Here is a 26,814-nt window from a genome sequence, read left to right as displayed (position 1 = left end):
ATTCGATCGTAGCAAGCGCAATTTCATCTACATCTTTTAAAAAATCACATGCTTTTATGGGGTAAATATCATGTATTCCCCAATACTTTTCAAAATCTAATGATATACAAAATACGCCTGCGATAAACTTGTCAATTTTTGCGTGAATTTAGGAAAAAAATGGTGAAGATAACGAGAACGTTCCCTTGCTCAATCAAAACCTTATATTTGTTCAAGTTATTAATTTGCGCATGCAGATGGGAGGTTTTTCAATTATAGAAATAGGAATTTGGGTAATTTACTTTACGATACTTTTGCAGGTATTGCTAATATACAAGCAGGGAAAAACTGAGTCGTATTTTGGATTTTTCATCCCGGCGTTTTTATTAAAAGTTTTTGGTGGCGTAGTTTTTGCAATAATTTACAAGTTCTATTATGGGTATGGGGACACTTTTTTATACCATGAAGGAGCAAAAATTTTAGGAAAAACCTTATTCGATGAACCGGCAACCTATTTCCGTTTACTGTTTAGTGAAAACGCAAATTTACCTGCAGATTTAAGTTACTTTTCCCAAGATATTCAATATTCAAGAGGAGCACAAGAGTGGTTTATGGTTAAAACATTATCGCCATTTTCAATCCTCTCGTTTCATTATTATTTCGTAACAACATTATTTCTTTCATTCATTTCTTTTTTTGGAGCGTGGAAATTGTTTAGAGTATTTATTGATTTAATTCCTAAGTATAAGCATCTCGCATTTATAGCTGCTTTTTGTATTCCCTCTGTTTTAATTTGGGGGGGAGGAATAATGAAAGATACAATGACGCTCACAGGAATAAATATTATCCTTTATGGAAGTTATTTTTTACTATTTAAGAAACAGAAACATTTTCTCCTTTGGGCAACGCTTTTGTTTTGGGGATGGATTGTTTACCAATTAAAAGCATATATATTAATTGCTTTTATACCTGCTTTATTGTTTGGGTTAAATGGTGTCATTCGCGATAAAATTGGTTCCGTGTTTTTACGCAGAATTGTGAGTTTAGCCTTAATTTTCATAACGTCTGTGGCCATTTACTTAGGTCCAATTATTTTACGTGATTTAAATGCAAATTATTCTGCTTCCGCAATAACAGGAAAAGTAAAGGGATTTCATTCATGGCATAGCGATGTTGGCGGTTCAACCTATGATTTAGGGGTTGTGGAATACTCATTGACAGGAGTGATACAAAAAATTCCGGCAAGTTTAAATGTTACTTTTTTCCGTCCTTATCCCTGGGAAATTTCGAATATTGTTGGATTGTTTACAAGCTTTGAAAGCCTTGTCTTATTTGGGGTGTTCATTTATTTACTCGTGAAGTTACGCTTTCGAATAATTCGAATTTTAAACGCCGAGCCAATATTGATTTTGTTTACACTGTACGCGTTAATTTTTGGTTTTGTAGTTGGATTTACTTCCTATAATTTTGGAGCATTGGCGCGTTACAAGATCCCGGTGCTTTCCTTATTCACTTTTGTATTGATCTATTTGTATAACGAATTGAAGACAGAAAAGAAAAATTAAGATTTGATCACCTTACAATAAATGGTTCTGAGCTTGTGTGCATAAGTTTCCCAACTATAAGATGCCGCAACCCTTTTTCGTTGCTCATCGTTATTGTCTGATTGAATTGCTGTTACCATTCCGTTTCGAATAGAATTAACTGAAAAAGGATCTACAAGTATGGCTTCTCCCATAGAAACCTCTTTTGTGGCGCCATAATTAGAGGTGATAACAGGCTTTCCGAAAGAGAATGCTTCAAGTATTGGAAAGCCAAATCCTTCAAAAAGCGATGGAAAAACAAAGGCTTTACAATTTGCATAGAGCATCTTAAGCTCGTCGTTATTTACGCGATCAAAATGGTGAATAGCATCTGTTGACAGGTTTAAATTGAGATAATTGTGACCTACAATGACGAGGTGATAATTCGGATTACCCGCTCGAAACTGATTGAAAGCTTCTATCACCCTAAAAATATTTTTATGTTCTCTAATTTGGCCAACAAACAGTAAGTATGGTTTTTGAATGCCTTTTGTATGAATGAACCTCTGTTCATCTTCTGAGTTTATTTTGTTGAAATCAGGTTCAAATCCATTGTGTATTCTTGTAAATCGGTCCTCGTCTTCAGGAATATTGTACTGGTTTAGAATCGATGATTTGATACTATCTGACACAAAAATTACATGGTCTGCTTTTTTTAAAGTTGATCGTAATGCGTATTTGAAATAGACTGTTTTTAAACCAAATTTGTCATCAAATTTCTTGATGTTTTTATCAGAGTTCGAGTCGTGTACGGTTGCAACAACTGGAACATTTCCGGTATATATCGGGGCATCTAAATGGGGGTAATGATAGACGTCAGGGTTAAGCTGCTTTATTATCTTTCCCATTTTAGTATAATTCTTTGGTCCCATATGCCCGGCATTAACTTGCGTGAATGAAATTTGAGGAAATCTTCCTAAAACATTGTATATGCTATTGGTTTTCTCAATTGTTGGGTTCAGTAAAACACAGATTCGATCTGTTGGATATAAACGAGCATAGGCCTCTAGCAGGCAGATTATATACCGACTAATACCACTGTAATAATTGAGGTGAACTCTTGCGTCAAAAACGATATTCATTAGGCAGATTTGATGTTGAATTGGTTTTTGCGTTGATTGGGAATGAGGAAATAATACCCGTCGCGAGGAGTATCGTCCTTAACCCATACTAGTTCATCATGCTTAACCTGTGCAAAATCATAATCGTACTCTTGCTTGAGCTGTTGAGCGAAAATTGCAGGATCTTCACCGGCTCTTTTTAAACACGAATAGGAAAACTCAATTAGAATTACAGGCAGATCTTTTTTTAAACGTGCCTTCATACCTTTAAATGCACTTGGCTCATGTCCTTCTATATCTATTTTGATAAAATCAACTGAACCTTCAATCTTAGCTTCGTCTATTGTTAGTGTGTCAACTTCAAACGTTGTCATTTTTTTTTCTTCCGACTCACCAACGAAAGCTATGCCAGTATTTGGAGCACCAAAATCAAGTAAAGGTACAGACATTTTTACGGTTGATTTTGTTTGACTTATCGCGGCATTAAAGATTGTGATTTGAGGTTTTTTAAAGTGATTAACCACTCTTTTCAAAACGTTGAAAGTAAAAGGTATAGGTTCGTAGGCGTAGACTTTGCCGTGAGGACAATGTTTAGCCATTTCAATAGCATAATGACCATAATTTGCCCCTATATCTAATACGGTTGATTGGGGCTGAATGAAGAGGTGAAGAAATTTAAGTTCTGGTTCATCTAATCTTTCTTGAACGATATCTCGTATTTTACCTTTTGCATAAGCTTTTTGGTAGGTTTTTTCGCCAAATGCACGGTAAATAATTTTTTTAATAATGCTTCTCGCTTTTGTCATTTTATCAGTCTCGTATAATTATTGGACATGGCAAGCAAAGAATATTTTTTTATCACATCCTCTCTTGCTTTTTGCCCAATTTCACCCCAATTATAGCGGTTATCAATTGCAAAGATAATTTTATTTGCAAGGTCATCCATATCATTGTTTTTGTATACCCATCCAATTTTTTCACTGTGTAAAATTTCAATATTGTTTTCAATATCTGAACTAATAACCGGCAATTCTGAGGACATCGCTTGTAAAATCGCAGTACTTAGCGTTTCACTTCGAGTTGCAAGTACAAAGAGGTGAATTTTTCGATAAAAATCAATCATCTGATCTTCGTTCAGTAGACCTAGCAAGGAAATTGAATTTGTGAGCTTTTTTTCGCTGATAAGGGCCTGAATTTCTTCAAAGGTTTCACCATCCCCAGCGATTAACAGTTTTAAGTTTGAGTATTTTTTTAGAACTTGTTCAAAGGCACCGATTAATAGACGATGATCTTTCCCAGGAATCATTCTAGAGGCCATTCCTAGTACGATGTTTTCGCTATTTGGTCGACCAACCTTAAATCGGTCGGTATTAATTCCATTAGGTATAATGTAAATTGGCGCAATTACTTTAAACTTTCTAATTAGTTCATTTTTGTATCCTTCATTTAGACAAACCACCCCGTCCGAATGGCGTAAAGCAAATCTTGAAAAAAAATTTAAGGACCGGCCTTTTGTGAGGTTGTTTTCATGCTCAACATAAAAGGATTTAGAACCCGTCTTTTTGGAATAATTAACAGCAGGTATAATGAGTTCAGAGCTATGCACAATAATTCGGCTAGGTTGAATTGTGTTTAAGATTTTTTTAAACTGATTGAAAGCCTTGAGGTAGCGCCTTGGTTTTTTTTTAATATTGTAATGCATCAATCCCAAGTCTTTGCAGCGCTTTAAATAAGCCGGTAAAACGTCTTCAATTCCAAAAAAAACCAAAACATGTTCATGATTTAAACCAAAATCACTTTCTATCAAAGGAAAAACAACATTGGCATGACCGCCTAAACCAGCGTAAAGCACATGAATTATCTTATGCTTTTCCATGAAAGATTATTTTTTTAAATATGGCCAATGTTCTGCGTTTCAAAAGTTGATGAGGACTAGATTTAACACCTTTCCACCAATAAGAAATTGCTCGTTTTTTATTGTCTTCAATTGCTGCTGACAATGCGGCTAAGGTCGTCAATTCTGACCAAACATTCCAGCATATTCGTTTAGAAATTTCTGGATCTTTTTTTAAATTATTGACCAATAGATCACGTGAGGTTAAAATTTCTTTAAAACCAGCTATTTGCATACTTCTTCCATCGTGTTGGACAATTGCAGCGTGTACTTCATTTGTAAAATGTAGTGGGTAACGAACGGCAATTTTTAGAATCACTTCCCAATCTTCTCCTATTTTAAGTGCTCTATTTTCAGAAAATGGAAACTTTTTGGCAATGTCTAATTTTAAAAAGAATTGACAGGCAAATAGGTTTTGGTAAAAAATACTTTTTCTGATTGTTGATTCCTTAAGTTGTTTCACCGAAACTCTTTTTCCATTGAATAGATGCTCATATCGAACATGAAAAAATTCAGGAAAATCTAATTTCAACAATTCTTTATAAGCCTTTTCCAGGTGGTTCGGATATATGATGTCGTCCGAATCAAGAAAAAAAACATAGGTTCCTATTGCATGTTTTACCCCCGTATTTCTGGCTTTCCCGCGTTCACCATTTGGTTGGAAAATGTAGGTTATGCGTGGGTCTTTAATTTGTTCGATAACCCATCGCGTTTCATCAGTACTTCCGTCATCGACAATCAATACTTCAAAATCTGTAAATTTTTGTTCTAAGACAGATTGAACCGTTTTCGTAACCAATTGAGCACGATTATAAGTAGGTATGATGATAGAGAAAAATGGCATTACCGTACAAAATTAAGGTAATTCGTTCTTTTAGAGCTCGGTATAAAGACGTAATCGGATGAATTTATATCTGGATTTATGCCGATGGAGTCTAGTTTATGCAATTGTAATTTAGGGTGCTTAATAATTCTATAAATATCATAATTAAACTGTTGAAGTAGTTTTTCAATCTCTTCTTGACGCGCTAGTCTCTCTTTATTTTCTTTGGTGTAAGCGGGTAAAATTTCACATATTATTGTCGCATCAGTGCAGATTTCGAATAAAGACTTCAGTACCATTAATTCCGCTCCTTCTACGTCTATTTTCACCAAGTCAAATTCTTGTAATTCTAGTTCTTTGAGTGAAATAGTTTCAATCGATATTGATTGACGATTTTCCCCTGGTCTAAATGAATGAATCATAGATGCAGAAGAGTCCGTTTTGTCATTTGGTAATACAAATAATTCCTTTATATCAGGGGAGACATCTATTCCGTACGGGTAAATTTTAGCTTCGAATTGATTAGCAGAAATTAGACGTTCTAAATAATTGATGCAATTAGGGTTGGGTTCGAAACCAATATAATTAGCATTTGGATATATGCTTTTCCATTTTAATAATGTTTGACCAATATTTACGCCAACATCTAAGAAACGCGTATTTTCTGAACCGAAAGCTTTGAGCAGAGCTGACATCCAAGGCTCATTTTCACCCAAATTATTTAACCCCATTCCATGAAAAACCGGAATTTTAAATGCTTGTTGATTCAATTGAATTTTATATTCTTTGTAAATCCCTAATTTGTTCAATACTCGTTTAATCATACTTTAGATTTTGAATTAATTCATCGATCTTTTTAATTCTATGTTTATAGCTATTTTCAAGCGCGTATTTTCGACGTTTTTCTTTGAGTAGGGAAGAATTGTAGGTGTTAATATTTTCTTTGATTTTTTTAAATTCAACGAGTGTTTGACTTTCATCTTTACACATCAAAATTATGCTATTGTCAGTATCTTTATGAGCATCAATATAGTTTGATAATGTAACGTTACCAGAATAAAAATAGGCCATTAGTTTATGCGGACTGCAATGGATTCTTTCGTTTTCTTTTTTAAATAATACAAGATTTATATTGCAATTACTGATAAAAGACATCAAATCTTCTGCTGGTACACTGCCCATAAAGAATAAATTTTCCTGTTGTTCTAAGGTTGATAATGCAGTATCTGTAATCGTGTTTTTGGTAGATAAATTAGATTTGGCAGTAGGACCGACCATTATAAAATCAACATCTTTATTCGACTGAACGATGTCTAGTAAAAGTTTATAATTGATGTGTCGATGAAAATTACCGGTGTAAATTGCACGAATTTTATTTTTACCAGGCAGTTGAATTTTTTTCGCAGATTCAAAACCATTTATATCAGCGGCGTGCGGAATTAATAGACCTTTTCTGTAATTTTCATGATCTTTCAATATCAAATTTGACACTCCTAAGAACAGGTCAGCAGATTCAACCGCTTTTCTTTCGTATTTGCTCGCCGGATGAAAATCGACTGTGTGATATATACTGGTATTTGTTTTCCAGACATTTAAGTCAAAAAAACGGTTAGGATCAAAACTCCAAACGATATCAAAACACTCAATACCCAGATATTGTTGGATTAACTGAGCTTGTTTTTTATAGGTGTTTTTTTGAATGTTAAGAGGAAGGTTGTTTAATTTAGGTAAAAGATTATTGTAATCTACTTGTATTAATCCATCCTTTATAGTGGATTTTGATATTTTGAATTTTTGGAAAGGTAATTTATTTGAACCATCCGCCGGATTCAAAAAGTAGACTAAATTTGATTCTGCTAAATAGTTGGCATAATGGTGTTTGGAAACAAAGTTCCTGCCCCAAGGTTCTGGTGATATGAGGAGGATTACTTTATTTTTCACTGATTAAATTTTTAAGAGCATCATAAAAAATCTTTCCAACTCTTTTGGAGTGATATTCTTTTAATGTCGATTCCGAAATATTTTTTTTGTTATAACTTGGATATCTCTCGATCATATTTTTTATTGCTGCTGCCCAGGCTTTGGGAGTCATGTCGTCAACCAAAATGCCATTTTCTCGATTAACAAAATCTTTCATACCTCCAATGTTAGTAGCAATTACAGGGGTTCCACAAGCTAACGCTTCAACACATATTACAGAAAAAGTTTCATAATTTGATGATTGGCAATAGGCATTACTCGCTTGTAAAAGTTGAGCAACCTCTTTTTTGTTAATGCGGCCTAATTGCGTGACATGTTTCGTAAGCTTTAAATCATGAATAGTTTTTTTAATTTTTTCATCTAATTGACCACTTCCCGCAAGAGTGAGATGAACATTCTTGTTAGACTTTATTACTTCGCTAAAGGCCTTGAGTAAAACAATCGGGTTTTTCATAGCACTCCAACTGTTTATGGAACAAATATGGAATATATCTGAGTCATTTTTTGCCTGAAAGCTAAACGTCTTGTCATCAATGATGTTGGGAATAACGTTGTATTCCAAGTTCGGTTGATTAGAAAAGTTGCGAATATCATCGCCAAGTGCATTCGAAACAACATTCAATGGTATTGTATGTTTAAAAATATTTTCTATTCTTAGCCGTCCTTTATGCTTATCAGGAAGATTAAATTTTTCGTGATAAGCAGACCATTGCTCTGTTATGCAAAACTTTAAGTTAGGAAACCTTTTTTTTAGTTTATGAATCGATATGGCATTGGGGTAAGCGATATAGAAATTTACGATATCGTATTTTTTCTGATGTTTATTAAGGTACTTATTGACAAAATATCCCGCATGTAACTCTTTAAACCTCCATTTATTGATAATTGGCTTAATAGTTATGCGATCAGCATTAATATTCTCATGTCTAATGTTGAGTTCAACACTATTCAAATCACCAAAACGTAAATGCAATACAAAATTTTCAGTATGTTCATTCAAGGCTTTAATGTGGTTTTGGATGAAAACACCTTCAACGGAATTTTCCGGGTTGGGGAACCATGGAACGATATGTAAAATTCTTAATTTATTCATTGTTTTGAAAGACGGTAAAATAGTTGTTCTAGTCGATAAGCTAATCGATAAACTAATTTATTACTCACCATGATGAATGACTCGACGGGTAAAACTTTAATTAAAAAACGTTGTTTTGAGGTTCCCCATCCCCACTGATCCTTTTTTTTGAATTTTTCAAAGACTATCGGAATTTCATCCAGTCGGTTTTCTTCGGCCAAATAATTCATGAGTTCCCGAAATACATAGCGGTATTGCTTAAGTCGTTGTGCGTTGCTAATATCAGGATGATTGTCATATTGCTCATATACAAAAATTTTTCCTTTAAACATTCTAACATGTTGTAAATGAATTCCACCTGGATGAATCCTGTAATAAACATCGCGATTTTTTGAGCCAAAAATTGAATTTGCCTTTAAGGCTATTCTCATCCAAAGATCCCAATCCTCAGATCCTCGAACAATTTGAGCTTCATTAAAATAACCGACCTGATCGAGTAATTTTTTTTTGACTAATACCGTGTTCGTATTTACGGCACAAGAATGATAAAGTGTTTTGAAAAAATCCAGACCCTTTTGTTCACCCGTCACCCAGTCATAAGTTTCAAGTTGTTTTTCCTTTTCGGGATAATAATAATATCCCAAACTATAGAAAAAGTCAGCATCGTATAATTCAATTTCTTTGATTTGATGCGCTAATTTTTGTGGTAACCATATATCATCTGAATCTAAGAAAGCAATCCACTCACCATGACTTTTATTTATGCCCAAATTTCGTGCAGAGGCTTGTCCTCCATTTGTTTTATAGTGATAGTTGATCCTATCATCTTGTTCAACATAACTTTTACAGATCTCAGCAGAATTATCGGTTGACCCATCATCAATTAAAAAAAGCTCCCAATTTGGATAAGTTTGATTGATGACAGATTGAATGGTTTCATGTAGAAAATTACCGGTATTGTATACTGGAATAATAATTGAAACAAAGGGGGCCATAGTCAAACTGTTACTATTTTTTTAAAAGTGCCTTTATTTCACCAAAATTAATGAAATTCATGCGAGAAACGATAAACGTATAGATAAGAATTCCACTACATTTTGTAATTAATTGAATGCTATAATTTGAAGGGAATGACTCCAAGAAATAATTCCCAGCTAGAAAAAATATCGTAAAAACTAAAAGAAGTAATACTGTTTTATTTAATTCAAAAGGCAGTTTGTACAAACGTTGAGAAATTATAAACAATACTAAATTATTAAAAAGTGTACTAATCAATGTTGCGATTGCCGCTCCTAAAATACCTAGTTTGGGGACAAGGTAAAAGTTAAGAGCGAAGTTCAATACAGCCGATATACCCACAGCAATAGGAAAAATTTTTGTTTTGTTCTTTAGGTGTATTCCCGGAGAGAACATGCCAAGTCCCGTAATGATAACTGTAAGATAGAACAATGGCATAACAATGCGGGCATCATAGTATTGTTCGTTTGTAAAAAGATACAAGGTTTCAAATGAAAAGAAAGAGAGTAACAAAGCGCTTATCGTACCTATTCCAATAAACAACCTGAGCATTCTGCCAAGTTCTAATTTGGTTGACTTTTCCGCATGTTGTTCAAAAATAATTGGTGCAAGAGCAGATTGAAAGGATAATAATACAAGTGATACAATACTTGAAAACTTAAAGGCCATCTCATAAATTCCAACTTGGGCGAGTGATTGTTCCATTTCTTTAATGAAAAAACGATCCGTCATATTTAATACAAGATAAGCCAGTGCAGCAGGAATCAAAGGTATGCTAAATTGCAGAAGCTTTTTCAACTCTGATTTCCCTAAATAAAGTACTATATACTCTTTTAAAAAATAGAATTGTAAGAGCAATAATAAAGGACTCGAACAAATTGTTGCTAAATAAATACTTTCAACTCTATAGCCACATACAAATGCAAAGTATAAGATGAGTAATATATTTATAAATGCGAATAAAAATGTGGTCAGTGAAAATGCTTTTGTTTTTCGAAGGAATTTTAACTGTACGTTTAGTGCGTTTACTGCTCCGCTTAATGCAATTGCTAAAATGCTGTATAGGTATGCTTTTTCAGGAATTCTTTCGTCCTCAGAAAGTAAATCTATTATTGGGTTTTTAAACAAATATGCTAAGGCAACGAATACGAGGTAACTGAGTACAGTAAACCAAAAGCCGGTCGAACCGATTCGCTTTTTTTCAACAAAACTTGTTTCCTTGGGTGAGATAAATCTACCTACACCTTGATAAATCTGAAAAGAAAAAAATGCAGCACTTACCGCCCCCGCAATACCTAACATTGAAATAATACCATATTCGGCTTGGGTAAAATAGTCAGCATAAAAAGGTATCAACAAAAGACTCACTCCTTTGGTTACTAAATTTGCAACAGTATAAAGTCCTCCTTCTTTTAGTAAGTCTTTTAGCATTTAATTTAAACCTCTATTTTTGCACAAATATAGAGAAAGCATTGCTTAAGTGATCAATTATCTCAGAATATGATGAAAGCCAATAGTTATGGAATTAATATTTGCAACGCAAAACAAAAATAAAGCATTAGAAATTCAAAAAATGCTTCCAAATACAATTCGGATAAAAACTTTATCTGAAATAAATTGCCAAGATGATATACCTGAAACGGCACCGACATTAGAAGGCAATGCAATACTAAAATCCAATTATGTGGTAGAGCATTTTCAAGTGGATTGTTTTGCGGATGATACCGGTTTAGAAGTGGAAGCTTTAAAAGGTGAACCCGGAGTCCTTTCAGCAAGGTACGCAGGTTTGCAAAAAGACTCGAATGACAATATGGATCTTTTGCTCGAACGGTTAAAAGGGCAAACGAACAGAAAAGCGAGGTTTAGAACGGTCATTTCACTTGTTGTTAATGGAGAATCGCATTTGTTTGAAGGAATTGCTGAAGGCGTAATTACAGAATCTAAGTCGGGAAGTGAAGGATTTGGCTACGATCCAATCTTTCAGCCTAATGGTTATGAGCAAACTTTTTCGGAAATGACGCTTACCGAAAAAAATAAAATATCACATCGCGGCAAAGCGATACAGAAGCTCGTCGATTTTTTAAAAAAGAATTATCAACTGTGAATTAACGCTACCTACTTAGGTTGTATATTTGCATAACAAATCTCACACTATGATACAACGGATTCAATCGATCTATTTATTACTTGCATTTATTTGCATGACTATGCTGCTGTTTTTTCCCGTTTTTTCAATCGAATTAAGTCAGCCTGATACTGAAACGATTAAAGCACTATTAACTAAAGACGGAATTGTTTCCGGTCAAAATTTGGTCACTGAATTACCTCTTTTTTATGTATATATTCTGCTTGCACTTCTGTCAATTGCTTGTATTTTACTCTATAAAAAAAGGCCACGCCAATTAATGATTACACGGATTAATTTGATTTTACATGTTTTATTAGTGCTTGGTATTTATACTTTTTATTTTTTTGGAGAGCCATTTGTAATGGATGGTTTAAGTGATGGCGTATATGAAAATGCCAAAATTGTCTTCTTAATGGATACAGGTTTCTTCTTTTTAATCCCTCCAGTTGCGTTTATTTTTCTTGCCATTCGTGGAATTAAAAGAGATGAAAATTTAGTGAACTCTTTAAATCGACTGAGATAACATGAATTATTTGTCTGTAGAAAACCTGACCAAATCTTTTGGAGAGAGAGTATTGTTTGAAGATTTAACATTTGGTGTAGATAAAGGTGAAAAGGTTGCAATCGTTGCTAAAAATGGCAATGGAAAGTCAACTTTACTCAAAATTCTTTGTGGAGATGGAACCGAGGATAGTGGAAGGATTGTTTATCGAAATGATATTCGTGTTGATTATCTCGAGCAAACTGAAAATTTTAATCCTCAGCAAAACATTTTTGAGGAGGTATTGGGAACGGAAACGGCTGAAAATAAAGCGATAAAAGCGTATAATAAGGCCTTATTAAACCCCACGGATACGAGTTTCTATGAGCAGGCATTTGAGCAGATGAATATTACCAACGCATGGGATTATGAGGTTAAGGTAAATACGATCTTGTCCCAGTTAAAGTTGGATGATTCATCAAAGAAAATTGGAGAACTTTCCGGTGGTCAAAAAAAGCGGGTGGCGCTGGCTAAAATATTGATCAATGAGCCAGATTTGATGATTCTTGATGAGCCTACAAACCATCTGGATTTGGACATGATAGAGTGGCTTGAAACTTATCTTTCTAACTCTAAATCTGCCATAATAATGGTAACCCATGACCGGTATTTTTTAGAAGTTGTCTGTACCTCGATTTTTGAGTTAGAAGATCAACAAATCTACCGATACAATGGAAATTTCTCTTTTTATTTAGAGAAAAAGGCCGAACGTCAAGAAATGCTGCAAGCGACAATTGATAAGGCAAAAAATTTGATGCGCACGGAGTTGGATTGGATTAGAAGACAACCAAAAGCGAGAGGAACAAAGCAAAAAGCGCGTGTTGATGCATTCGGTGATTTAAAGGCAACAGCTAGTCAAAGGGTAAAGAAAGATGAACTGGAAATTAAGGTTCAAATGTCTCGGCTTGGTTCTAAAATTATTGAATTACATAGTTTGGGTAAATGGTTTGACGATAAAAAAATAATCAACCATATGGATTATGGCTTTAAAAAAGGAGAGAAACTCGGTATTGTTGGAGCCAACGGTACAGGAAAGTCTACTTTTTTGAATATGTTGACGGGTAACGAAGCGCCTTCAAAAGGAAAAATAACGGTTGGCGATACTGTTGTACTTGGCTATTATCATCAAAGCGGAGCTAACTTCAAACCTGGAAAAAAGGTCCTTGAAGTCATCACTGATATCGCAGAATACATCCCTTTAGAGAAAGGGAACAGAATGTCTGCAGCGCAGTTTCTTGAAAAATTTTTGTTTCCAAGATCCATGCATTATATGGATGTCGAAAAATTAAGTGGAGGAGAAAAAAAACGACTTTACTTAATGACAATTCTAATGAAAAATCCAAACTTTTTGATTTTGGATGAGCCTACGAATGATTTAGATATATTCATTCTTGGGGTACTTGAAGATTATCTCGAACAATTTCAAGGTTGTTTAATCATCGTTTCTCATGATCGTTATTTCTTAGATAAATTAGTCGATCATACTTTTTATTTTAAAGGAGATGGTGAGGTAAAGGATATTATTGGGAATTATACCGCTTATCGCTCTTACCTTAAAGAAGAAAGTAAAAAAGAGAAAGAGGTTCAAAAGGCACAAAAAAGTCAAGAAAAAACCGTTCAGGTACCGTCCAATAAACCTAAAGTTAAATTGTCGTACAAAGAACAGGTCGAATTTGATGGGTTAGAAAAGGAGATTGAAAAATTAGAACTGGAGCGTGATGAATTAACCAATAAGTTGAATTCTGGTGAATTAAACGGAGATGAAGCCAGTAAGACTGCAATGAGACTCAATGAAGTTGCAAATTTAATCGAAGAAAAAGAGTTTCGTTGGCTAGAGTTAGCAGAATACAAATAAAATATACCAATCGGTATTTTTTTATTAACTTTGTATCATGGCAAGTAAATCAGAGGCAACAACACATTTTATAATTGAGCGAGTTGCTCCCCTTTTTAATAAAAGTGGTTATAATGGTACGTCAATGTCCGCAATTACCAATGCAACAGGTTTGACTAAAGGGGCAATTTATGGCAATTTTAAAAACAAAGAAGAACTTGCCTTTGCTGCGTTTAAGCATAATGTTGATACCGTTGTGAATCGTATCAAGGTTGAACTTTCGTCTATATCTTCTCCAATTGAACAATTAAAAGGATTGATTGGTTTTTATCGTAAATACAGGCACTATACGATTGATATAGGGGGATGCCCAATTATTAATATTGGGGTAGACGCTAACCATCAAAACTCAAACATGCTGTCTAAAGTTCAAGAGGTGGTTGAACGACTTCAATTTTATATCGAAAAAATGATTTTTAAAGGTCAAGAACAAGGGGAAATCAAAGCAGAAATTGATGCAAAACATTACGCTAAACGAATATTTGCAGCAATCGAAGGTTCCGTTTTTTTGACAGTTACAATGAATGATGATACTTATATCCAAGAAATGATGGATGCAATAGATAAGCTGATTGATAATGAACTCAGAAGCTAAAAAAATTTACTCAAAAATATACCACTTGGTATAAACGAAACAAAGATGAACGAAAAATTACTCAAAACCTACTTTGGTCTATATTCCTCTTTAGCACCGAAATCTGCTGCCAATACCAGTTTTAATTTGTTTCAAAAGGTGCGAAAGAAGGACATTAGACCGCGTGAGGAAGCCTTTTATAAAAGTGCGCTTCATAAAAAAATTGATTCGGTAGTCGGCACAATTGACACCTATTGCCTTGGAGACATCTCAAATCCCATTATCGTTTTAGTACATGGTTGGGATTCGAATGCGGGTAGCATGAGTAAAATAGCTTTCAAAATGGTGGATGAAGGTTATCAAGTTTTGTTATTTAATCTACCCGGCCATGCATTTGATCAAAATGATAAAACTAATTTAGTAGCTTGTAGTTTGGCAATGGAGGCGGTTTTAAAGGCCTATGATTTAAAGGAAAATTTTTCAACTATAAGTCATTCATTTGGCTCGGCAGTTACAGCTATTTGTTTAGCTAATACAAGTCTTAAGGCGGATAAAATTGTTTTTCTTACCAATCCAAATCGAATTGAGAAGATTTTTAATTCTTTTCAAAAAATGATAGGGATTAATAAAAAATCCTACAAACATTTAGTTGAGCGAGTTGAAAAGATCCTCGGTAAGGATTTAAACGATGTCACGGTAGCAAATAATTTGGAGCAGGCTTCGTACAATAAACTCTTTATTATTCACGACAAGCACGATAGAGTTTTGGATTATTCCAATTCTCTCGAAATTATAAAACAAATCCCCTCTACCCATCTAGAGACTTTTGAGCGAATTGGGCATTATAAAATGTTATGGAACGACGAAGTGATTGATAAATGCCTTTCTTTTATGAAGGAATAGAAAAAAAGGATTCTAGCATTTGCCAAAACATAATCAAATAATTGTCGATATTTGTCAAAAAACACTGCTTATTAAGTCTTTAATATTCAGTTCGGCAACTTTATTTTATTTAAATGAAACGACTTGAAATCTAAACAACATGCATTAACGTAAGTACTAATTATGTTGTTTTATTTTTCAGCAACCAACAATGAAAAAAAAGCTAGACTTCTATATTATTGATGATTCGGATGTGAATAATTATTACACAGATGATTTGTTACGAGAGTTTAACTTCACGAAATCCGTAACAATTTTTACAACAGCTGCTGAAGCACTCCAAAATTTATTTCGCCTTCTAATTGAAAATAAAAAATTGCCAGATGTAATCCTTTTAGATATTCGAATGCCGGACATGAGTGGATTCGAATTCATTAAAAATTTAGAGGAAAAATTGAATGGAGAAAAGGCTAAAACGCATGTTTTTATTTTGACATCTAGTCAACACCACAAAGACATACAGGCTTTTGATCAGCAAGAAATGGCCAAAGAGTTTTTGAATAAGCCTTTAGAAAAAAACGTATTACTGAAAACTATTCAAGCATATTTTGTTGTAGGATAGCTTGTTTATTTAAATCAATCCATGATTAAAACAATTCAGCTTCTGCTTTTGATTTTTGGCTTTTCAATAGTTGTAAAAGCCGAAGAAATCAGATTGAATAAAAACGAAGTGTACTTTTTGGGAGAAGGGTTAAATTACTTACAAGATGTCCATGAGGAGCACACTTATGAATCAATTTTGAATAATCTCAAAGAATTTAATGTTTCAGAACAAGAATTGTTTGTAGACAGGGCTAGTGTAGGTAAGTATTGGTTCTATTTTTCGATTAAGAACGAATTGAATGAGGAAGTTTGGATAGATGTTAGTAATGCAATTTTAACTTATATTGAGCTCTACCGATTTGATGAAAATTTTGTTTTAATTGATTCTGTAATTGGTGGTAGTATGCGGTCGGATGAATTAAGAGCGACCAATGGATTTACTTTTGTAGAGCGTATCGCATCAGCAGATGAAAATGAAACATTGAATATTTTAATTGCCGTAAAAACTAATATCAATTTTGAAGTACCCATTTTCATCGGTACTTTGCCAAAGATAATGAGTAATCGCGAAGCTTATGATTACTTTAGTGTCTTTACAATAGGGGCTTTTTTAGTCTTTTTTCTGTATAATTTTTTTATCTACCTTTCTACAAAAAGTTCAGTGTACTTATCATACAGTGTGTACTTAATTGCTGCAGTTTTGGTAGGTACTTACTTAAACCATTATCCGGTAATTGAGTATTTCTTAGGACCAAATATTTCCTATAATTATTTAGACATTTGGCTTTGGTCTTTGTTTGCCAGTGCTGGTATCTTTACAATAAACTATTTCGATTTAAAAAATGCAGATGCCACTTTTTATTATTTCATCCTCGTTTTTATATTTATTTTCCTCGCTTTTGGTGTTTTAAACGTCATTGTACCTCTACCGTATATCGCTAATATTTTCCAAGTTTTTGCTGTTCTCTATTTTGTTGGATGTTTATTTTTTGCTTATCGTTTACTTCTGCGAGGAGAAAAAAAAGCGCGTTTGTATTGCTTTGGTTGGTCTTTTCTAATTACTGGAGCATTGGCCTATGTTGCTTCTTACAACGGATTTTTGCCCTATAACGCTTATACGCGAAATTTATCCTACTTCGGGTATTTGATGGAAGCAATGATTTTTTCTCATGCCTTGGGTCAACGTCTTACTGGACTACAAAAACAAGGTCAAATTTTAAATACTTCATTACACCGAAAAAATGAACAACTAACTGCGCTAAACGAATCTCTAGACGCATTCAATTATCACGTCAATCACGATTTAAAAACAGTGTTAAATAATACCCTTGCCATGACTAAAATGATCCGAAAGTATAATGAATTGGGTGATTCGGAAAAAGTGAAAGATATCATTAATCGTCTAGAGTCTGTTGCTGAAAATGGAGCAAGTACGGTAAAAAGTTTTTTGTCCATCGGAAGTATAAATTACCTTCAGAATAAAGAAAATCAAGTAAAACTTGACGTAAAAGAAGAGTTGAACAGTATTGTAAAGTTGAATAGTTTAGAAAATCAAATCTCGGTTAATATCATTTGTGATGAATTAACTCATTTTAAAATTCACCCTAAAGCCTTCGAGAGTATTTTTCTCAACCTCTTTACAAATACAATTAAGTATTCAAACCAGTCTCCAACAGCAACAGTTACCTTTTCTGAAATTGATGATAATGTAAAAATTATTTACAGAGATAATGGACGCGGCATAAATATGGAGAAATATGGTCATAAAATATTTCGCCCTTTCGAGAGAGGGGACGCATCAGTAGATGAAGAAGGGACAGGTGTTGGTTTATATGTTTTAAATCGTATTGTTTTGAATTATAACGGGATTGTTCAATTGAATAGCGCCCCAGGTAAAGGTATTGAAATGATTATTCAAATTCCAACCACTTAACATTAAAACCTATTAAATGTTTTCTGTGAACAATTCATGATTGCGCTAATCCGGATTCATTACTTTTCATTTAACTTTACTGTTTGGTCGGTTCAATAATTTTGACCGCAAAATTATTTTCTAGATATGGAAGTATTACGTGTTGAAAATATCCAAAAAGAATATGCAGGGCATAAAGCATTGGATGATATATCGATAAGTACAAAAAAGGGAGAGATCTTTGGATTATTAGGCCCTAATGGCGCCGGTAAAACAACCTTAATTCGAATTATAAATCAAATTATTGGTCCTGATAAAGGCAAAGTTTATTTAGACGGAAAACTAATTCAAAGGGACGATATTGGTAAAATTGGTTACCTGCCAGAAGAAAGAGGGCTTTATAAAAAGATGAAGGTCTATGACCAGGTTTTGTATTTTGCTCGTCTAAAAGGATTATCAAAACACGAAGCAAAAAAAAGAATCAACGTTTGGTTTGAAAAATTTGAAATTACTTCATGGTACAATAAAAAAGTGGAAGAGCTCTCGAAAGGGATGGCACAAAAAATACAATTCATAAGTACGGTATTGCATGAACCTGAACTATTAATTTTGGACGAACCCTTTAGTGGTTTTGACCCCATTAACGCGCAAATAATTAGGAACGAAATTATGGAGTTAAAGGCTAAAGGGACATCAATTTTACTTTCAACTCATAACATGAATAGTGTGGAGGAAATTTGTGACTCTATCGCATTAATCAATCAGTCCAAATTAGTATTAAACGGGGAACTTTCAACAGTAAAAGAAAGCTTTCGTTCGCATACCTATGCCATTCAATTTAAAGGAATGATGTTTGGCTTTGCAAATGCTCTTTTTGCAGGTTATAGTCTTGAACATTCAGAGCAAATAGACGAGGATAGAGCAATTGCGCATGTAAAGTTGCTGAAAGGCAATTCGTTGAATGATTTGTTAAAAACTGTAATGCCTGTAGTTGATATTGAGTCAGTCAATGAAGTGTTACCATCCATGAACGAAATTTTTATTCAAGCAATTCAAGAAAAGAAAGGAGGCAACAATGAGTAAGATTGGTTTGATTATTAAGCGAGAATACGGCTCACGCGTTCGTAAAAAATCATTTTTAGTAATTACAGTTCTGGTTCCACTTTTAATTGGTGCATTGGGCTTTTTAGCCATGTGGATGAGTATCCAAGAGACGAAAAAAGTGAATGTACTAATTTCAGATCCGGGTAATCTTTGTGATGGCAAAATTTTTATAACAGATACAGTAAATGCTCCTGCTGAATTTTATTTCGTAAATGATGTTATTGCCGAGGATGAATTCCAAGTGGCAGACAGGTATCAACGATATGATTTATTAATTGGTATTCAGCCGGAGGTTATTACGAATAAGGCAATTAAAGGATTGTATCGCGAAAAGATTAGCGCGAATACCGAACATTATATTCGAAATAGAATTGAATTGCGTTTGGAAGAATATTTTGCATTGGATCAAGGAATTACTTTGAGTGAGTATCGTCGGATAAGGCAAGAGTTTAACTTTAAACTCGAAAATATCGATCCAAATATTCAAGACACTACACCTGCTCAAATTGTAGGTTTTATCTTCTCAATATTTATTTTCATTTTTATAATAACCTATGCGAGTCAAGTTATGCGTGGAGTTATTGAGGAAAAAACAAGTCGAGTAGTAGAAATATTAGTCTCTTCAGTTAAGCCACTGCAACTCATGATGGGTAAAATTATAGGTATTGGTTTAGTGGGATTAACTCAGTTTGCAATTTGGATTGCAATTATTGGGGTGGGATTAGTTTTTATGCGATTTTTCGCCTTTCAGGATGTCATGGATCCTGCCGTTTTTGCTGAAATGATGGGGCCAGCCAATGGTACTCAAAATGATTTACTTGATCAACAAGCCGCACAGTCTTTAAAAGATAGTGAACTTATTTATTTAATTTATCAAGGTATACCATGGGGTACTTTAATTAGTTTGTTTGTTATATATTTTATTGGAGGATACCTTTTTTATGGAGGACTATTTGCTGTAATTGGTTCTGCTGTAGATTCGGAAACTGACTCTCAACAAGTAATGATGCCCGTTATGTTACCATTAATGTTCTCTTATTTAATTGGGGTGATGGTAATTTCTAATCCAGGAGGTCCAGCCGCAATTTGGTTTTCACAAATCCCGTTTTCTTCACCAATAATTATGTTACAACGCATCGCTGCAGGAACAGTTTCTATTTGGGAATTAATTCTCTCTTTGACGATTTTAGCTGCAACAATTTTTGTAATTTTAGTAGGTGCAGCCAAAATTTATCGAACAGGAATATTAATGTATGGTAAAAAAGCTTCTTGGAAGGAAATTTTTAAATGGCTACGCTATTAAAAGTATAAAGTGAACCGTTTAGCAGTTATCGATTTAGGAACCAATACGTTTAATCTTTTGGTGGTTGATTATGAAGGGTGTCAACACAAAGAAGTGTATGCCACGAAAGTTGGTGTTGGATTGGGGTTAGGAGGCATCAATGAAAATAGAATCGCACCTGAAGCTCAACAGCGAGGACTGGACACATTAACAAATTATGTGCAAAAATGTGATGAACTATCGGTGAAACAAATTGTCGCTTTTGGTACCTCCGCTATTCGAAACGCTACAAATAGCGAACAATTTATACAAAAGGTAAAAGCACAATTAAATCTTGATATAGAGGTGGTTTCAGGTCAGCGAGAAGCAGAATTGATTTACCAAGGTGTTACACTTGGATTAGATGTCCAAGAACCTTTTATTATAATGGATATTGGTGGTGGTAGTACTGAGTTTATTCTTGGGGATAAACATCGTCTGAAAGAAACGGCTAGTTTTGAAATTGGAGCAGCAAGAATTTATCAATCTCGTAATTTTCAAGATCCATACTCTCAAGAGGATATTAATTTTATTGAAGATTATTTAAATGCTGGCGTAGGTCATTTTTTCGATGGGGTATCTGTAGAACAGCTAATTGGTGCAAGCGGATCTTTTGAAACTTTCTTTGAGATACTAAATGATCAACCATACCCAGCTCATCAATATGTGCAATTGAATAAAGAAGAACTGATGAAGGTGTTAGACCGTATCATCCACTCTACATTATCTCAACGCGAAGCAGATACACGGATTATTCCAATCCGAAAAAAAATGGCACCCATTGCGGCCATTAAAATTCGATGGATTATTCGTAAATTGAACATCCAAAAAATAATGATTTCACCTTATTCCCTGAAAGAAGGGGTAATAAGTGAAACAATAGGAATTAATAAAAATGACAATGCAAAATAGCTTAGCAACTCTTCCTGATCACGCACGAGTATGGATTTTTCAGGCAGATCGCTTTTTAACCGAATCAGAAGTCGATACAATTTCTAATGTACTCAACAGTTTTATACCGCAATGGGCAGCCCATGGTAATCAACTTTATGGCGGTTACACAGTGGAGAAAAACCTATTTATTGTAATTGGCGTGGATGAATCCCAAAGTCCAGCCAGTGGTTGTTCAATTGATAGTCTCACTAAGGTTATCAAGGAGCTTGGGGCGGATTTGAAAATTGATTTTTTCAACCGTTTGGCAATTAGTTATGAGGATGATAATGGTGGTTTACAATTGGTTTCTATGGAAAAATTTAAAGAACTGGTTAGAGTAAATGAGGTGAATAAAGAAACCGTCGTCTTCAATAATTTGGTTGCGGATAAGGGGGAGTTTGACCGTAAATGGAGAAGTGAAGTAAAATACAGTTGGCACACAAATCTATTCGAATTGGTTTAGATGAAGAAGATCCTGTTCATATGGTTGCTCATTCCAGTTTTAAGTTATGGACAGAATGAAAAGGTTGACCTGAAATCTTTCAATGAAGAATTACTCGCTGAGTATTTGAGAGCAGAGGTTAATAAATTTCGAGCACGTAAAAGACTTGACACTTTAGTGAATGACGAAATCTTGGCAAAAGCTGCAAAAGATCAGGCAAATTACATGGCTGATAAGCAACAAATAGGACATGGACAAAAATCTAAACTAAAAGGATCGCCTTATAAAAGAGTACTTTATTACGGAGGGTCTCATAATGCAGTGGGGGAAAATGTCATGGCATTTGACCTAGCAAGAGCCGTGAAAAAGTCAAAAAACAGGTTGACTTATGAGCGTCTTGCCAAAGATATGGTCAAAGACTGGTCCAAATCAAGAGGTCACAAAGAAAATCTACTAGAAGCTAAATATGCCAACATTGCTCACGAATTCAGACTTCAAGACGGAACGCTTTTTACCTGCCAAGTTTTTGGGTCCAAACCATTCGTTGAACAATATGAATTTATAAAAGGAGGGAATTTAAGTGTTAAAGAAGGGGGAGAATGTCTAAACTGTAAACAAGTCAAAGAAAAAATTTATAATGATGAGGTTTCATTAGGATGGTATTCTGTCTCTAATGATTCTATTTTTTATTGGAATACCAATTATTATCGTAAAGGTAGATTTTACCGAAAAAAGAAAGAAAAATATCTATTCAACGCTAAAAAAAATAATCTCAATAAAGTCTTTAAAGCCAATGGTCAATTAACTTTTGATGTTTTGCATCATGAACAGTTCGATTGTGGTGGTAAACCAAGTTTCCATAATTCACTTTACCACAACGGTTATTACATCGGTTACCTTACAAAAAGAGAGGTATTAATGAATGACATACATCCTTCACCTAATCTAGTTAAGGTTTTTATTGGAACTAAACCGGCTTTCGCGGATTCATTTTTTCAAGTTGATTTTCATCTGATGAAGCGACAAAAACAATGCATGCAAACCAGTACAGTTTTTGTTACCCCGGATCACTTTAAGCCGAAAGAATATTTTCAATTACCAAAAGCGAGCCTAAGTGAAAATAAAGTGTTGACTATTGTTGATTCAGTAGTCACTCAGATTAGTTTCGAGAGGAATCAAACAGATGAAGATACGAGCATTTTTAGGCCTCTAATAACCATAATGGATAGTTTGGTAAGGGACAAACACCAGATTGAACAAATTTTCTTTACAGGTGTCGCGTCTATTGAAGGAAATTTAAAATCGAATCGTAAATTAATTCTTAGAAGAGGAGGGATTATTGAAAATTACTTAAAAAGGTATTATCCAGAGATTCTTTTTGAGAATAAGTTTTACGAAAATTTCGATGATTTTAAGTCCGGTCTTGTTGCTGCGGGATATGTTGATGCAACTGAAATATCAAATGATACCCTTCGGATGTTCGCCAATGATAATAAAGATGATAAAGAAATTGCGAAAATCCTTGATCAGTCCCGTTATTCTACTGTTAAAATTGTTTTTAAAGATGAATATAAAGTTGAAGAAGGATTCTATGGACTGTCGGTTGAAAGAATAAACGATTTAATAGCCGAAAACAGAGTGAATGAAGCAGCTCCACTTTATTTAATTTTGGCAAATCGGGCAATAAATGGGGTGTCAGATAGTGGAGAGGAATTGCTAAAGATTTCATTTCCGGAAGAAGAAAAATTTCAGAAATTAATTTATTATCAATTCGTTTTAGGATTGCATCTCAATCAAAAAACAGTGATAAGCGAGGACTTAAATCGTCTTAAAAAGGTAGGAGCAATTAAATCTGATGCAATGTACCTGGAGTATGCATTGCTTTTCAACCTCTTTAATCAAAATAATAATATAAAATACGGGAATAAACAAGCTATTTTAGCAAATGAGCGAGCAAAAAGACAAGTCGGATGGATAGAATGTTTACACATGATTCATGCTGTCGAAAATTTCCAATCCAAACCAGAGCAAGTGATAGACTCGATAATGGAATTTGTCATCGATCTAAAATTTGATCTTAAGCCTACCTACCTTATCTGTCAATACCTGATTGATTGGGGATACACTGCCGAACCGTATGTCTTGCTTTCGAAGTTTGCACGGCGTTCAGGAGAATTCCCCAAACTGTACAAGCAATATTTGAAATTAGGTTATTTTTTACAGCAATTTGAAGTAGAAAAAGAGTGGAAAAAAATTAAAAATGTCATCAAAAATTTAGCTGAAGATTACCCCGAAGAGTTCTGTATGCTGTTTAAATGGAATGAAATGGGGGTAGGAGGCTTGGCCAAACAAGAGATTGCTGAATTGTTTTGTCAAAACTGCGCTGAAAAATAAAGATTTTTGTAATTATTCGAAGAAAAAACGTTGTTCACTTATTAAATAACAGTTAGAGCTAGACAGATTTAAATATTGATAATTTTAATGTTTTTTAAGTGATAATGCCTTTTAAAACTACTATTTTTGACCTTTACATTTTTAATTGACTAGTTAGAAAGCGACAATAAAGAATGAAAGCACTTTATTTAAAAGAATTAAGAAGTTTTTTAAGTTCAATCATCGGATATATCTTTATCGGTATATTTTTGATATTGAACAGTTTGTTTTTGTGGGTATTTGCTTATGAAACAAATATTTTGGATGGTGGAACAGCGGATTTACAGGCATTTTTTGGTATTAGCCCTATCATTCTTATCATCTTAATACCTGCCATAACAATGCGGTCCTTCGCCGAAGAAAAAAGAACGGGAACAATTGAATTATTGTTTACTCGACCAATATCGGATTTAACAATTATACTTGCTAAATACCTCGCTGGCGTAACCTTGGTATTGATTTCTATTTTACCTACATTGATTTATTATTTTACGGTTTATCAATTAGGTGAGCCAGTCGGAATTATTGATGATGGAGCTACGATAACATCCTATATTGGATTGTTTTTTGTAGGTGCAAGTCTTGTTTCAGTAGGAGTTTTTACCTCCAGCATTAGCGATAGTCAAATCGTGGCTTTTGTGCTTTCTCTATTTTTATCATGGTTTTTATTCATGGGCTTAGATTTACTTGCCGTTTTCAGTCAGTTCGGAGGTTTAGATTTAATTTTAAGAAATCTCGGAATAATGGAACATTATGAATCCATACAAAAAGGAGTTCTTGATACCCGTGACATCACATATTTCATAAGTCTAACGGTTGTTTTTATTCTTGCAACTAAACTTGTTCTTCAATCTAGAAAATGGTAAATATGACTGAGAAAAAAGTAAATAGCGGTAAAAGAGATATCATAAACTTTATTGGAATTTTTGCCATTATTCTTTTGGCTAATTTTATTTTGTCATTCTTTTTTGGGCGATTTGATTTAACGGAGGATAATCGACATTCCTTATCCGAAAACACCATTCAATTATTACAGGATGAAACGAGAATTAAAGATCGAATCTTCTTTAAAATATATTTGGATGGTGATCTGCCAGCAGATTTCATGAAAATTAGAAACGCCATTCAAGAAAAATTGGATGAATTCAGCGTTTACGCAGGAGATAAAATACAATATGAGTTTATCGACCCAAACGGTGAAGATGATGAAGATTATAACCTAGAGGTACAAAAAAAACTTTACGATGAGGGCAATGGTATAATGCCGACAGATATAGAGATTATAGAATCGGGAGCCAAGACCTCAATGATTGTATGGCCAGGCGCTAAAATTGAATATAAAGGCTCAACGGTCGATCAAATTCAATTTTTCCAAAAACAATTTATCGGTAGTAATGAAGACACTCGAGGACTGGCCGAAGGAACGATAAATAATATAGAATATCAACTGATCAGCGCAATTCGACGCGTAACTGCTGATGATAAAAAAACCGTAGGGTTCCTTGGAGGTCATGGTGAATTGGATTTTTATCAAACTGGCGATGTACGAGCAGGTTTAAATCGTTATTATTTGATTGAAGATGTTGAGATCAACGGTCAAATTAAAGCATTAGATGATATTGATGCCTTGGTAATTGCGCAACCTAAAAAACCATTTTCTGAAAAAGATAAATTTGTAATCGATCAGTTTGTCATGAACGGTGGTCGAGTGCTTTGGTTTGTAGATCCCATTGATGTGAATCGAGATTCTCTTTATTTTACAGGTGAAACTTACGGTATATCAGCCAACCTTAATATTGAGAAGGACATGCTCTTTAAGTATGGTGCAAGGTTGAATAGTAATACAATTCTTGACCAGTCATGTGCACCGCTTGCTATTCCAGGTCTTGCTTCGGGAACCGCACCTTGGTATTTTTATCCGCTTCTTCAACGTGAAAATCATCTGATTACAAGAAGCCTTGATCCTATAAAAGCCGAATATACTAGTTCTGTTGATCCTGTTAATTTAGAAGATAAGGCCGTAGAAAAAACAGTTCTTTTGCGTTCTTCGCTTAATGCACAAGAGTTTAAGGCGCCGTCAAGAATTAACTATGGAATTATCAACATCGAACCAAATTTTAATCAAACACAAGGAAAAGGGGAGTATCCGGTGGCTTTAATGTTAGAAGGGGAGTTTACTTCGGTTTTTGAAAATAGAATTGACGATTCGTTCCTCAACTCTCCCGACTTTAAAACAAAATTTAAAAGTGAACCAAATAAAATGTTGGTTGTTGCCGATGGTGATATTATCAGGAATGAAGTGGACTCGAGAGTGGAAAATGGCAAAAGGATGTTTCGTCCAATACCTTTGAAATATGACATTTTTGGAGTTATGAATCCGAATGGTACTCCGAAATATCGTTACGGAAACAAAGAGTTCTTTTTAAACTGTGTAGACTACATGTTGGCTGATTTTTCCTTGATCGATATTCGGGCAAAATCAATAACAATTAGAGGGTTAAATGAAGAGAAGGTTGCGCAATCTAAAGAAATGTGGAAAGTAATTAACATTGCTTTTCCTTTAATATGTATCATCTTACTAGCGACATTCCAGATAGTTAGTCGAAAAAGAAAATACGCGAGAACTAAAGCGTAAAAA

The 26,814-nt window shown here is 34.1% G+C and carries 24 protein-coding genes; 15 read left to right on the top strand and 9 right to left on the bottom strand.

Annotated elements, in window-relative coordinates; all coding sequences use genetic code 11:
- Positions 1 to 236 precede the first annotated feature (236 nt).
- Positions 237 to 1,544 carry a hypothetical protein gene (locus tag A8143_RS09135; RefSeq protein WP_070137890.1) on the top strand — a complete coding sequence of 436 codons (1,308 nt, stop codon included), beginning with the start codon at positions 237 to 239 and terminating at the stop codon, positions 1,542 to 1,544.
- On the opposite strand, the gene A8143_RS09130 is transcribed toward A8143_RS09135, so the two are convergent.
- From A8143_RS09130 to A8143_RS09090, 9 genes are read right to left on the bottom strand one after another with little or no spacing between them, the layout of a single operon-like run.
- Positions 1,541 to 2,644, bottom strand: coding sequence for a glycosyltransferase family 4 protein (locus tag A8143_RS09130; RefSeq protein ID WP_070137889.1), 1,104 nt, complete (start codon positions 2,642 to 2,644; stop codon positions 1,541 to 1,543). The genes A8143_RS09135 and A8143_RS09130 overlap by 4 nt on opposite strands.
- A complete protein-coding gene (locus tag A8143_RS09125) occupies positions 2,644 to 3,429 on the bottom strand; it encodes an FkbM family methyltransferase (RefSeq protein WP_070137888.1) in 786 nt (261 codons plus the stop codon). Before A8143_RS09125 ends, A8143_RS09130 begins: the two co-directional genes overlap by 1 nt.
- Complete coding sequence (locus A8143_RS09120; RefSeq protein ID WP_070137887.1) at positions 3,426 to 4,499, bottom strand: glycosyltransferase family 4 protein; 1,074 nt, start codon at positions 4,497 to 4,499, stop codon at positions 3,426 to 3,428. The genes A8143_RS09125 and A8143_RS09120 overlap by 4 nt, the downstream gene beginning before the upstream one ends.
- A complete protein-coding gene (locus A8143_RS09115; protein WP_070137886.1) occupies positions 4,486 to 5,361 on the bottom strand; it encodes a glycosyltransferase family 2 protein in 876 nt (291 codons plus the stop codon). Before A8143_RS09115 ends, A8143_RS09120 begins: the two co-directional genes overlap by 14 nt.
- Positions 5,361 to 6,164, bottom strand: coding sequence for an FkbM family methyltransferase (locus A8143_RS09110; RefSeq protein ID WP_070137885.1), 804 nt, complete (start codon positions 6,162 to 6,164; stop codon positions 5,361 to 5,363). The genes A8143_RS09115 and A8143_RS09110 overlap by 1 nt, the downstream gene beginning before the upstream one ends.
- Entirely contained in the window at positions 6,157 to 7,281 is a 1,125-nt protein-coding gene (locus A8143_RS09105; protein ID WP_070137884.1) for a glycosyltransferase family protein, read from the bottom strand. The genes A8143_RS09110 and A8143_RS09105 overlap by 8 nt, the downstream gene beginning before the upstream one ends.
- Positions 7,271 to 8,413: a glycosyltransferase family 4 protein gene (locus A8143_RS09100; protein ID WP_070137883.1), complete on the bottom strand. Its 1,143-nt coding sequence runs from the start codon at positions 8,411 to 8,413 to the stop codon at positions 7,271 to 7,273. Before A8143_RS09100 ends, A8143_RS09105 begins: the two co-directional genes overlap by 11 nt.
- On the bottom strand, positions 8,410 to 9,387 hold the full coding sequence (locus A8143_RS09095; protein WP_070137882.1) for a glycosyltransferase family 2 protein: 978 nt from the start codon (positions 9,385 to 9,387) through the stop codon (positions 8,410 to 8,412). Before A8143_RS09095 ends, A8143_RS09100 begins: the two co-directional genes overlap by 4 nt.
- Positions 9,388 to 9,400: 13 nt before the next feature.
- Positions 9,401 to 10,840 carry a lipopolysaccharide biosynthesis protein gene (locus A8143_RS09090; RefSeq protein WP_070137881.1) on the bottom strand — a complete coding sequence of 480 codons (1,440 nt, stop codon included), beginning with the start codon at positions 10,838 to 10,840 and terminating at the stop codon, positions 9,401 to 9,403.
- An 88-nt stretch (positions 10,841 to 10,928) separates the two neighbouring features.
- On the opposite strand from A8143_RS09090, the gene A8143_RS09085 reads away from it, so the two are divergent.
- The 14 genes from A8143_RS09085 (at position 10,929) to gldG (ending at position 26,811) form a co-directional block, all read left to right on the top strand.
- Positions 10,929 to 11,513, top strand: coding sequence for a non-canonical purine NTP diphosphatase (locus A8143_RS09085; RefSeq protein ID WP_070137880.1), 585 nt, complete (start codon positions 10,929 to 10,931; stop codon positions 11,511 to 11,513).
- A gap of 49 nt (positions 11,514 to 11,562) precedes the next feature.
- Positions 11,563 to 12,060 carry a DUF4293 domain-containing protein gene (locus tag A8143_RS09080; RefSeq protein WP_083261306.1) on the top strand — a complete coding sequence of 166 codons (498 nt, stop codon included), beginning with the start codon at positions 11,563 to 11,565 and terminating at the stop codon, positions 12,058 to 12,060.
- A gap of 1 nt (position 12,061) precedes the next feature.
- Entirely contained in the window at positions 12,062 to 13,933 is a 1,872-nt protein-coding gene (locus A8143_RS09075; RefSeq protein WP_070137878.1) for an ABC-F family ATP-binding cassette domain-containing protein, read from the top strand.
- A gap of 37 nt (positions 13,934 to 13,970) precedes the next feature.
- Entirely contained in the window at positions 13,971 to 14,567 is a 597-nt protein-coding gene (locus A8143_RS09070) for a TetR/AcrR family transcriptional regulator (protein WP_070137877.1), read from the top strand.
- Positions 14,568 to 14,612: 45 nt separating this feature from the next.
- Positions 14,613 to 15,449 (top strand): alpha/beta hydrolase, encoded by an 837-nt coding sequence (locus A8143_RS09065; RefSeq protein ID WP_070137876.1) that lies wholly within the window; start codon positions 14,613 to 14,615, stop codon positions 15,447 to 15,449.
- 190 nt (positions 15,450 to 15,639) lie between these two features.
- Complete coding sequence (locus A8143_RS09060; protein ID WP_070137875.1) at positions 15,640 to 16,050, top strand: response regulator; 411 nt, start codon at positions 15,640 to 15,642, stop codon at positions 16,048 to 16,050.
- 21 nt (positions 16,051 to 16,071) lie between these two features.
- Positions 16,072 to 17,964, top strand: a complete 1,893-nt coding sequence (locus A8143_RS09055) for a sensor histidine kinase (protein WP_070137874.1) — start codon at positions 16,072 to 16,074, stop codon at positions 17,962 to 17,964.
- A gap of 126 nt (positions 17,965 to 18,090) precedes the next feature.
- Positions 18,091 to 19,026, top strand: a complete 936-nt coding sequence (locus A8143_RS09050) for an ABC transporter ATP-binding protein (protein ID WP_070137873.1) — start codon at positions 18,091 to 18,093, stop codon at positions 19,024 to 19,026.
- Positions 19,019 to 20,350, top strand: coding sequence for an ABC transporter permease (locus tag A8143_RS09045; protein WP_070137872.1), 1,332 nt, complete (start codon positions 19,019 to 19,021; stop codon positions 20,348 to 20,350). Before A8143_RS09050 ends, A8143_RS09045 begins: the two co-directional genes overlap by 8 nt.
- Before the next feature lie 9 nt (positions 20,351 to 20,359).
- Positions 20,360 to 21,280: a Ppx/GppA phosphatase family protein gene (locus A8143_RS09040; protein ID WP_070137871.1), complete on the top strand. Its 921-nt coding sequence runs from the start codon at positions 20,360 to 20,362 to the stop codon at positions 21,278 to 21,280.
- Complete coding sequence (locus tag A8143_RS09035) at positions 21,270 to 21,764, top strand: hypothetical protein (protein WP_070138036.1); 495 nt, start codon at positions 21,270 to 21,272, stop codon at positions 21,762 to 21,764. The genes A8143_RS09040 and A8143_RS09035 overlap by 11 nt, the downstream gene beginning before the upstream one ends.
- The gene (locus A8143_RS09030) at positions 21,765 to 24,137 is read left to right on the top strand and encodes a CAP domain-containing protein (protein WP_070137870.1); all 2,373 of its coding nucleotides are present in this window, start codon (positions 21,765 to 21,767) and stop codon (positions 24,135 to 24,137) included.
- Between the two features lie 173 nt (positions 24,138 to 24,310).
- Positions 24,311 to 25,042 (top strand): gliding motility-associated ABC transporter permease subunit GldF, encoded by a 732-nt coding sequence (gene gldF / locus A8143_RS09025; protein WP_070137869.1) that lies wholly within the window; start codon positions 24,311 to 24,313, stop codon positions 25,040 to 25,042.
- Positions 25,043 to 25,044: 2 nt separating this feature from the next.
- A complete protein-coding gene (gene gldG / locus A8143_RS09020; protein WP_175437524.1) occupies positions 25,045 to 26,811 on the top strand; it encodes a gliding motility-associated ABC transporter substrate-binding protein GldG in 1,767 nt (588 codons plus the stop codon).
- Positions 26,812 to 26,814: the final 3 nt, after the last annotated feature.

The sequence above is a fragment of the Crocinitomix algicola genome (assembly GCF_001661595.2).
In the GTDB taxonomy this organism is placed as follows: domain Bacteria; phylum Bacteroidota; class Bacteroidia; order Flavobacteriales_D; family Crocinitomicaceae; genus Crocinitomix; species Crocinitomix algicola.
Note: the sequence above shows the minus strand (reverse complement) of the source record. Positions and strands in the feature narration are given on the sequence as shown.

What these genes read in the sequence shown, in the direction of transcription:
- A8143_RS09135 (WP_070137890.1), top strand. Translation starts at nt 237, where the DNA reads ATGGGAGGTTTTTCAATTATAGAAATAGGAATTTGGGTAATTTACTTT.
- A8143_RS09130 (WP_070137889.1), bottom strand. Translation starts at nt 2,644, where the DNA reads ATGAATATCGTTTTTGACGCAAGAGTTCACCTCAATTATTACAGTGGT.
- A8143_RS09125 (WP_070137888.1), bottom strand. Translation starts at nt 3,429, where the DNA reads ATGACAAAAGCGAGAAGCATTATTAAAAAAATTATTTACCGTGCATTT.
- A8143_RS09120 (WP_070137887.1), bottom strand. Translation starts at nt 4,499, where the DNA reads ATGGAAAAGCATAAGATAATTCATGTGCTTTACGCTGGTTTAGGCGGT.
- A8143_RS09115 (WP_070137886.1), bottom strand. Translation starts at nt 5,361, where the DNA reads ATGCCATTTTTCTCTATCATCATACCTACTTATAATCGTGCTCAATTG.
- A8143_RS09110 (WP_070137885.1), bottom strand. Translation starts at nt 6,164, where the DNA reads ATGATTAAACGAGTATTGAACAAATTAGGGATTTACAAAGAATATAAA.
- A8143_RS09100 (WP_070137883.1), bottom strand. Translation starts at nt 8,413, where the DNA reads ATGAATAAATTAAGAATTTTACATATCGTTCCATGGTTCCCCAACCCG.
- A8143_RS09095 (WP_070137882.1), bottom strand. Translation starts at nt 9,387, where the DNA reads ATGGCCCCCTTTGTTTCAATTATTATTCCAGTATACAATACCGGTAAT.
- A8143_RS09090 (WP_070137881.1), bottom strand. Translation starts at nt 10,840, where the DNA reads ATGCTAAAAGACTTACTAAAAGAAGGAGGACTTTATACTGTTGCAAAT.
- A8143_RS09085 (WP_070137880.1), top strand. Translation starts at nt 10,929, where the DNA reads ATGGAATTAATATTTGCAACGCAAAACAAAAATAAAGCATTAGAAATT.
- A8143_RS09080 (WP_083261306.1), top strand. Translation starts at nt 11,563, where the DNA reads ATGATACAACGGATTCAATCGATCTATTTATTACTTGCATTTATTTGC.
- A8143_RS09075 (WP_070137878.1), top strand. Translation starts at nt 12,062, where the DNA reads ATGAATTATTTGTCTGTAGAAAACCTGACCAAATCTTTTGGAGAGAGA.
- A8143_RS09070 (WP_070137877.1), top strand. Translation starts at nt 13,971, where the DNA reads ATGGCAAGTAAATCAGAGGCAACAACACATTTTATAATTGAGCGAGTT.
- A8143_RS09065 (WP_070137876.1), top strand. Translation starts at nt 14,613, where the DNA reads ATGAACGAAAAATTACTCAAAACCTACTTTGGTCTATATTCCTCTTTA.
- A8143_RS09060 (WP_070137875.1), top strand. Translation starts at nt 15,640, where the DNA reads ATGAAAAAAAAGCTAGACTTCTATATTATTGATGATTCGGATGTGAAT.
- A8143_RS09055 (WP_070137874.1), top strand. Translation starts at nt 16,072, where the DNA reads ATGATTAAAACAATTCAGCTTCTGCTTTTGATTTTTGGCTTTTCAATA.
- A8143_RS09050 (WP_070137873.1), top strand. Translation starts at nt 18,091, where the DNA reads ATGGAAGTATTACGTGTTGAAAATATCCAAAAAGAATATGCAGGGCAT.
- A8143_RS09045 (WP_070137872.1), top strand. Translation starts at nt 19,019, where the DNA reads ATGAGTAAGATTGGTTTGATTATTAAGCGAGAATACGGCTCACGCGTT.
- A8143_RS09035 (WP_070138036.1), top strand. Translation starts at nt 21,270, where the DNA reads ATGCAAAATAGCTTAGCAACTCTTCCTGATCACGCACGAGTATGGATT.
- A8143_RS09030 (WP_070137870.1), top strand. Translation starts at nt 21,765, where the DNA reads ATGAAGAAGATCCTGTTCATATGGTTGCTCATTCCAGTTTTAAGTTAT.
- gldF (WP_070137869.1), top strand. Translation starts at nt 24,311, where the DNA reads ATGAAAGCACTTTATTTAAAAGAATTAAGAAGTTTTTTAAGTTCAATC.
- gldG (WP_175437524.1), top strand. Translation starts at nt 25,045, where the DNA reads ATGACTGAGAAAAAAGTAAATAGCGGTAAAAGAGATATCATAAACTTT.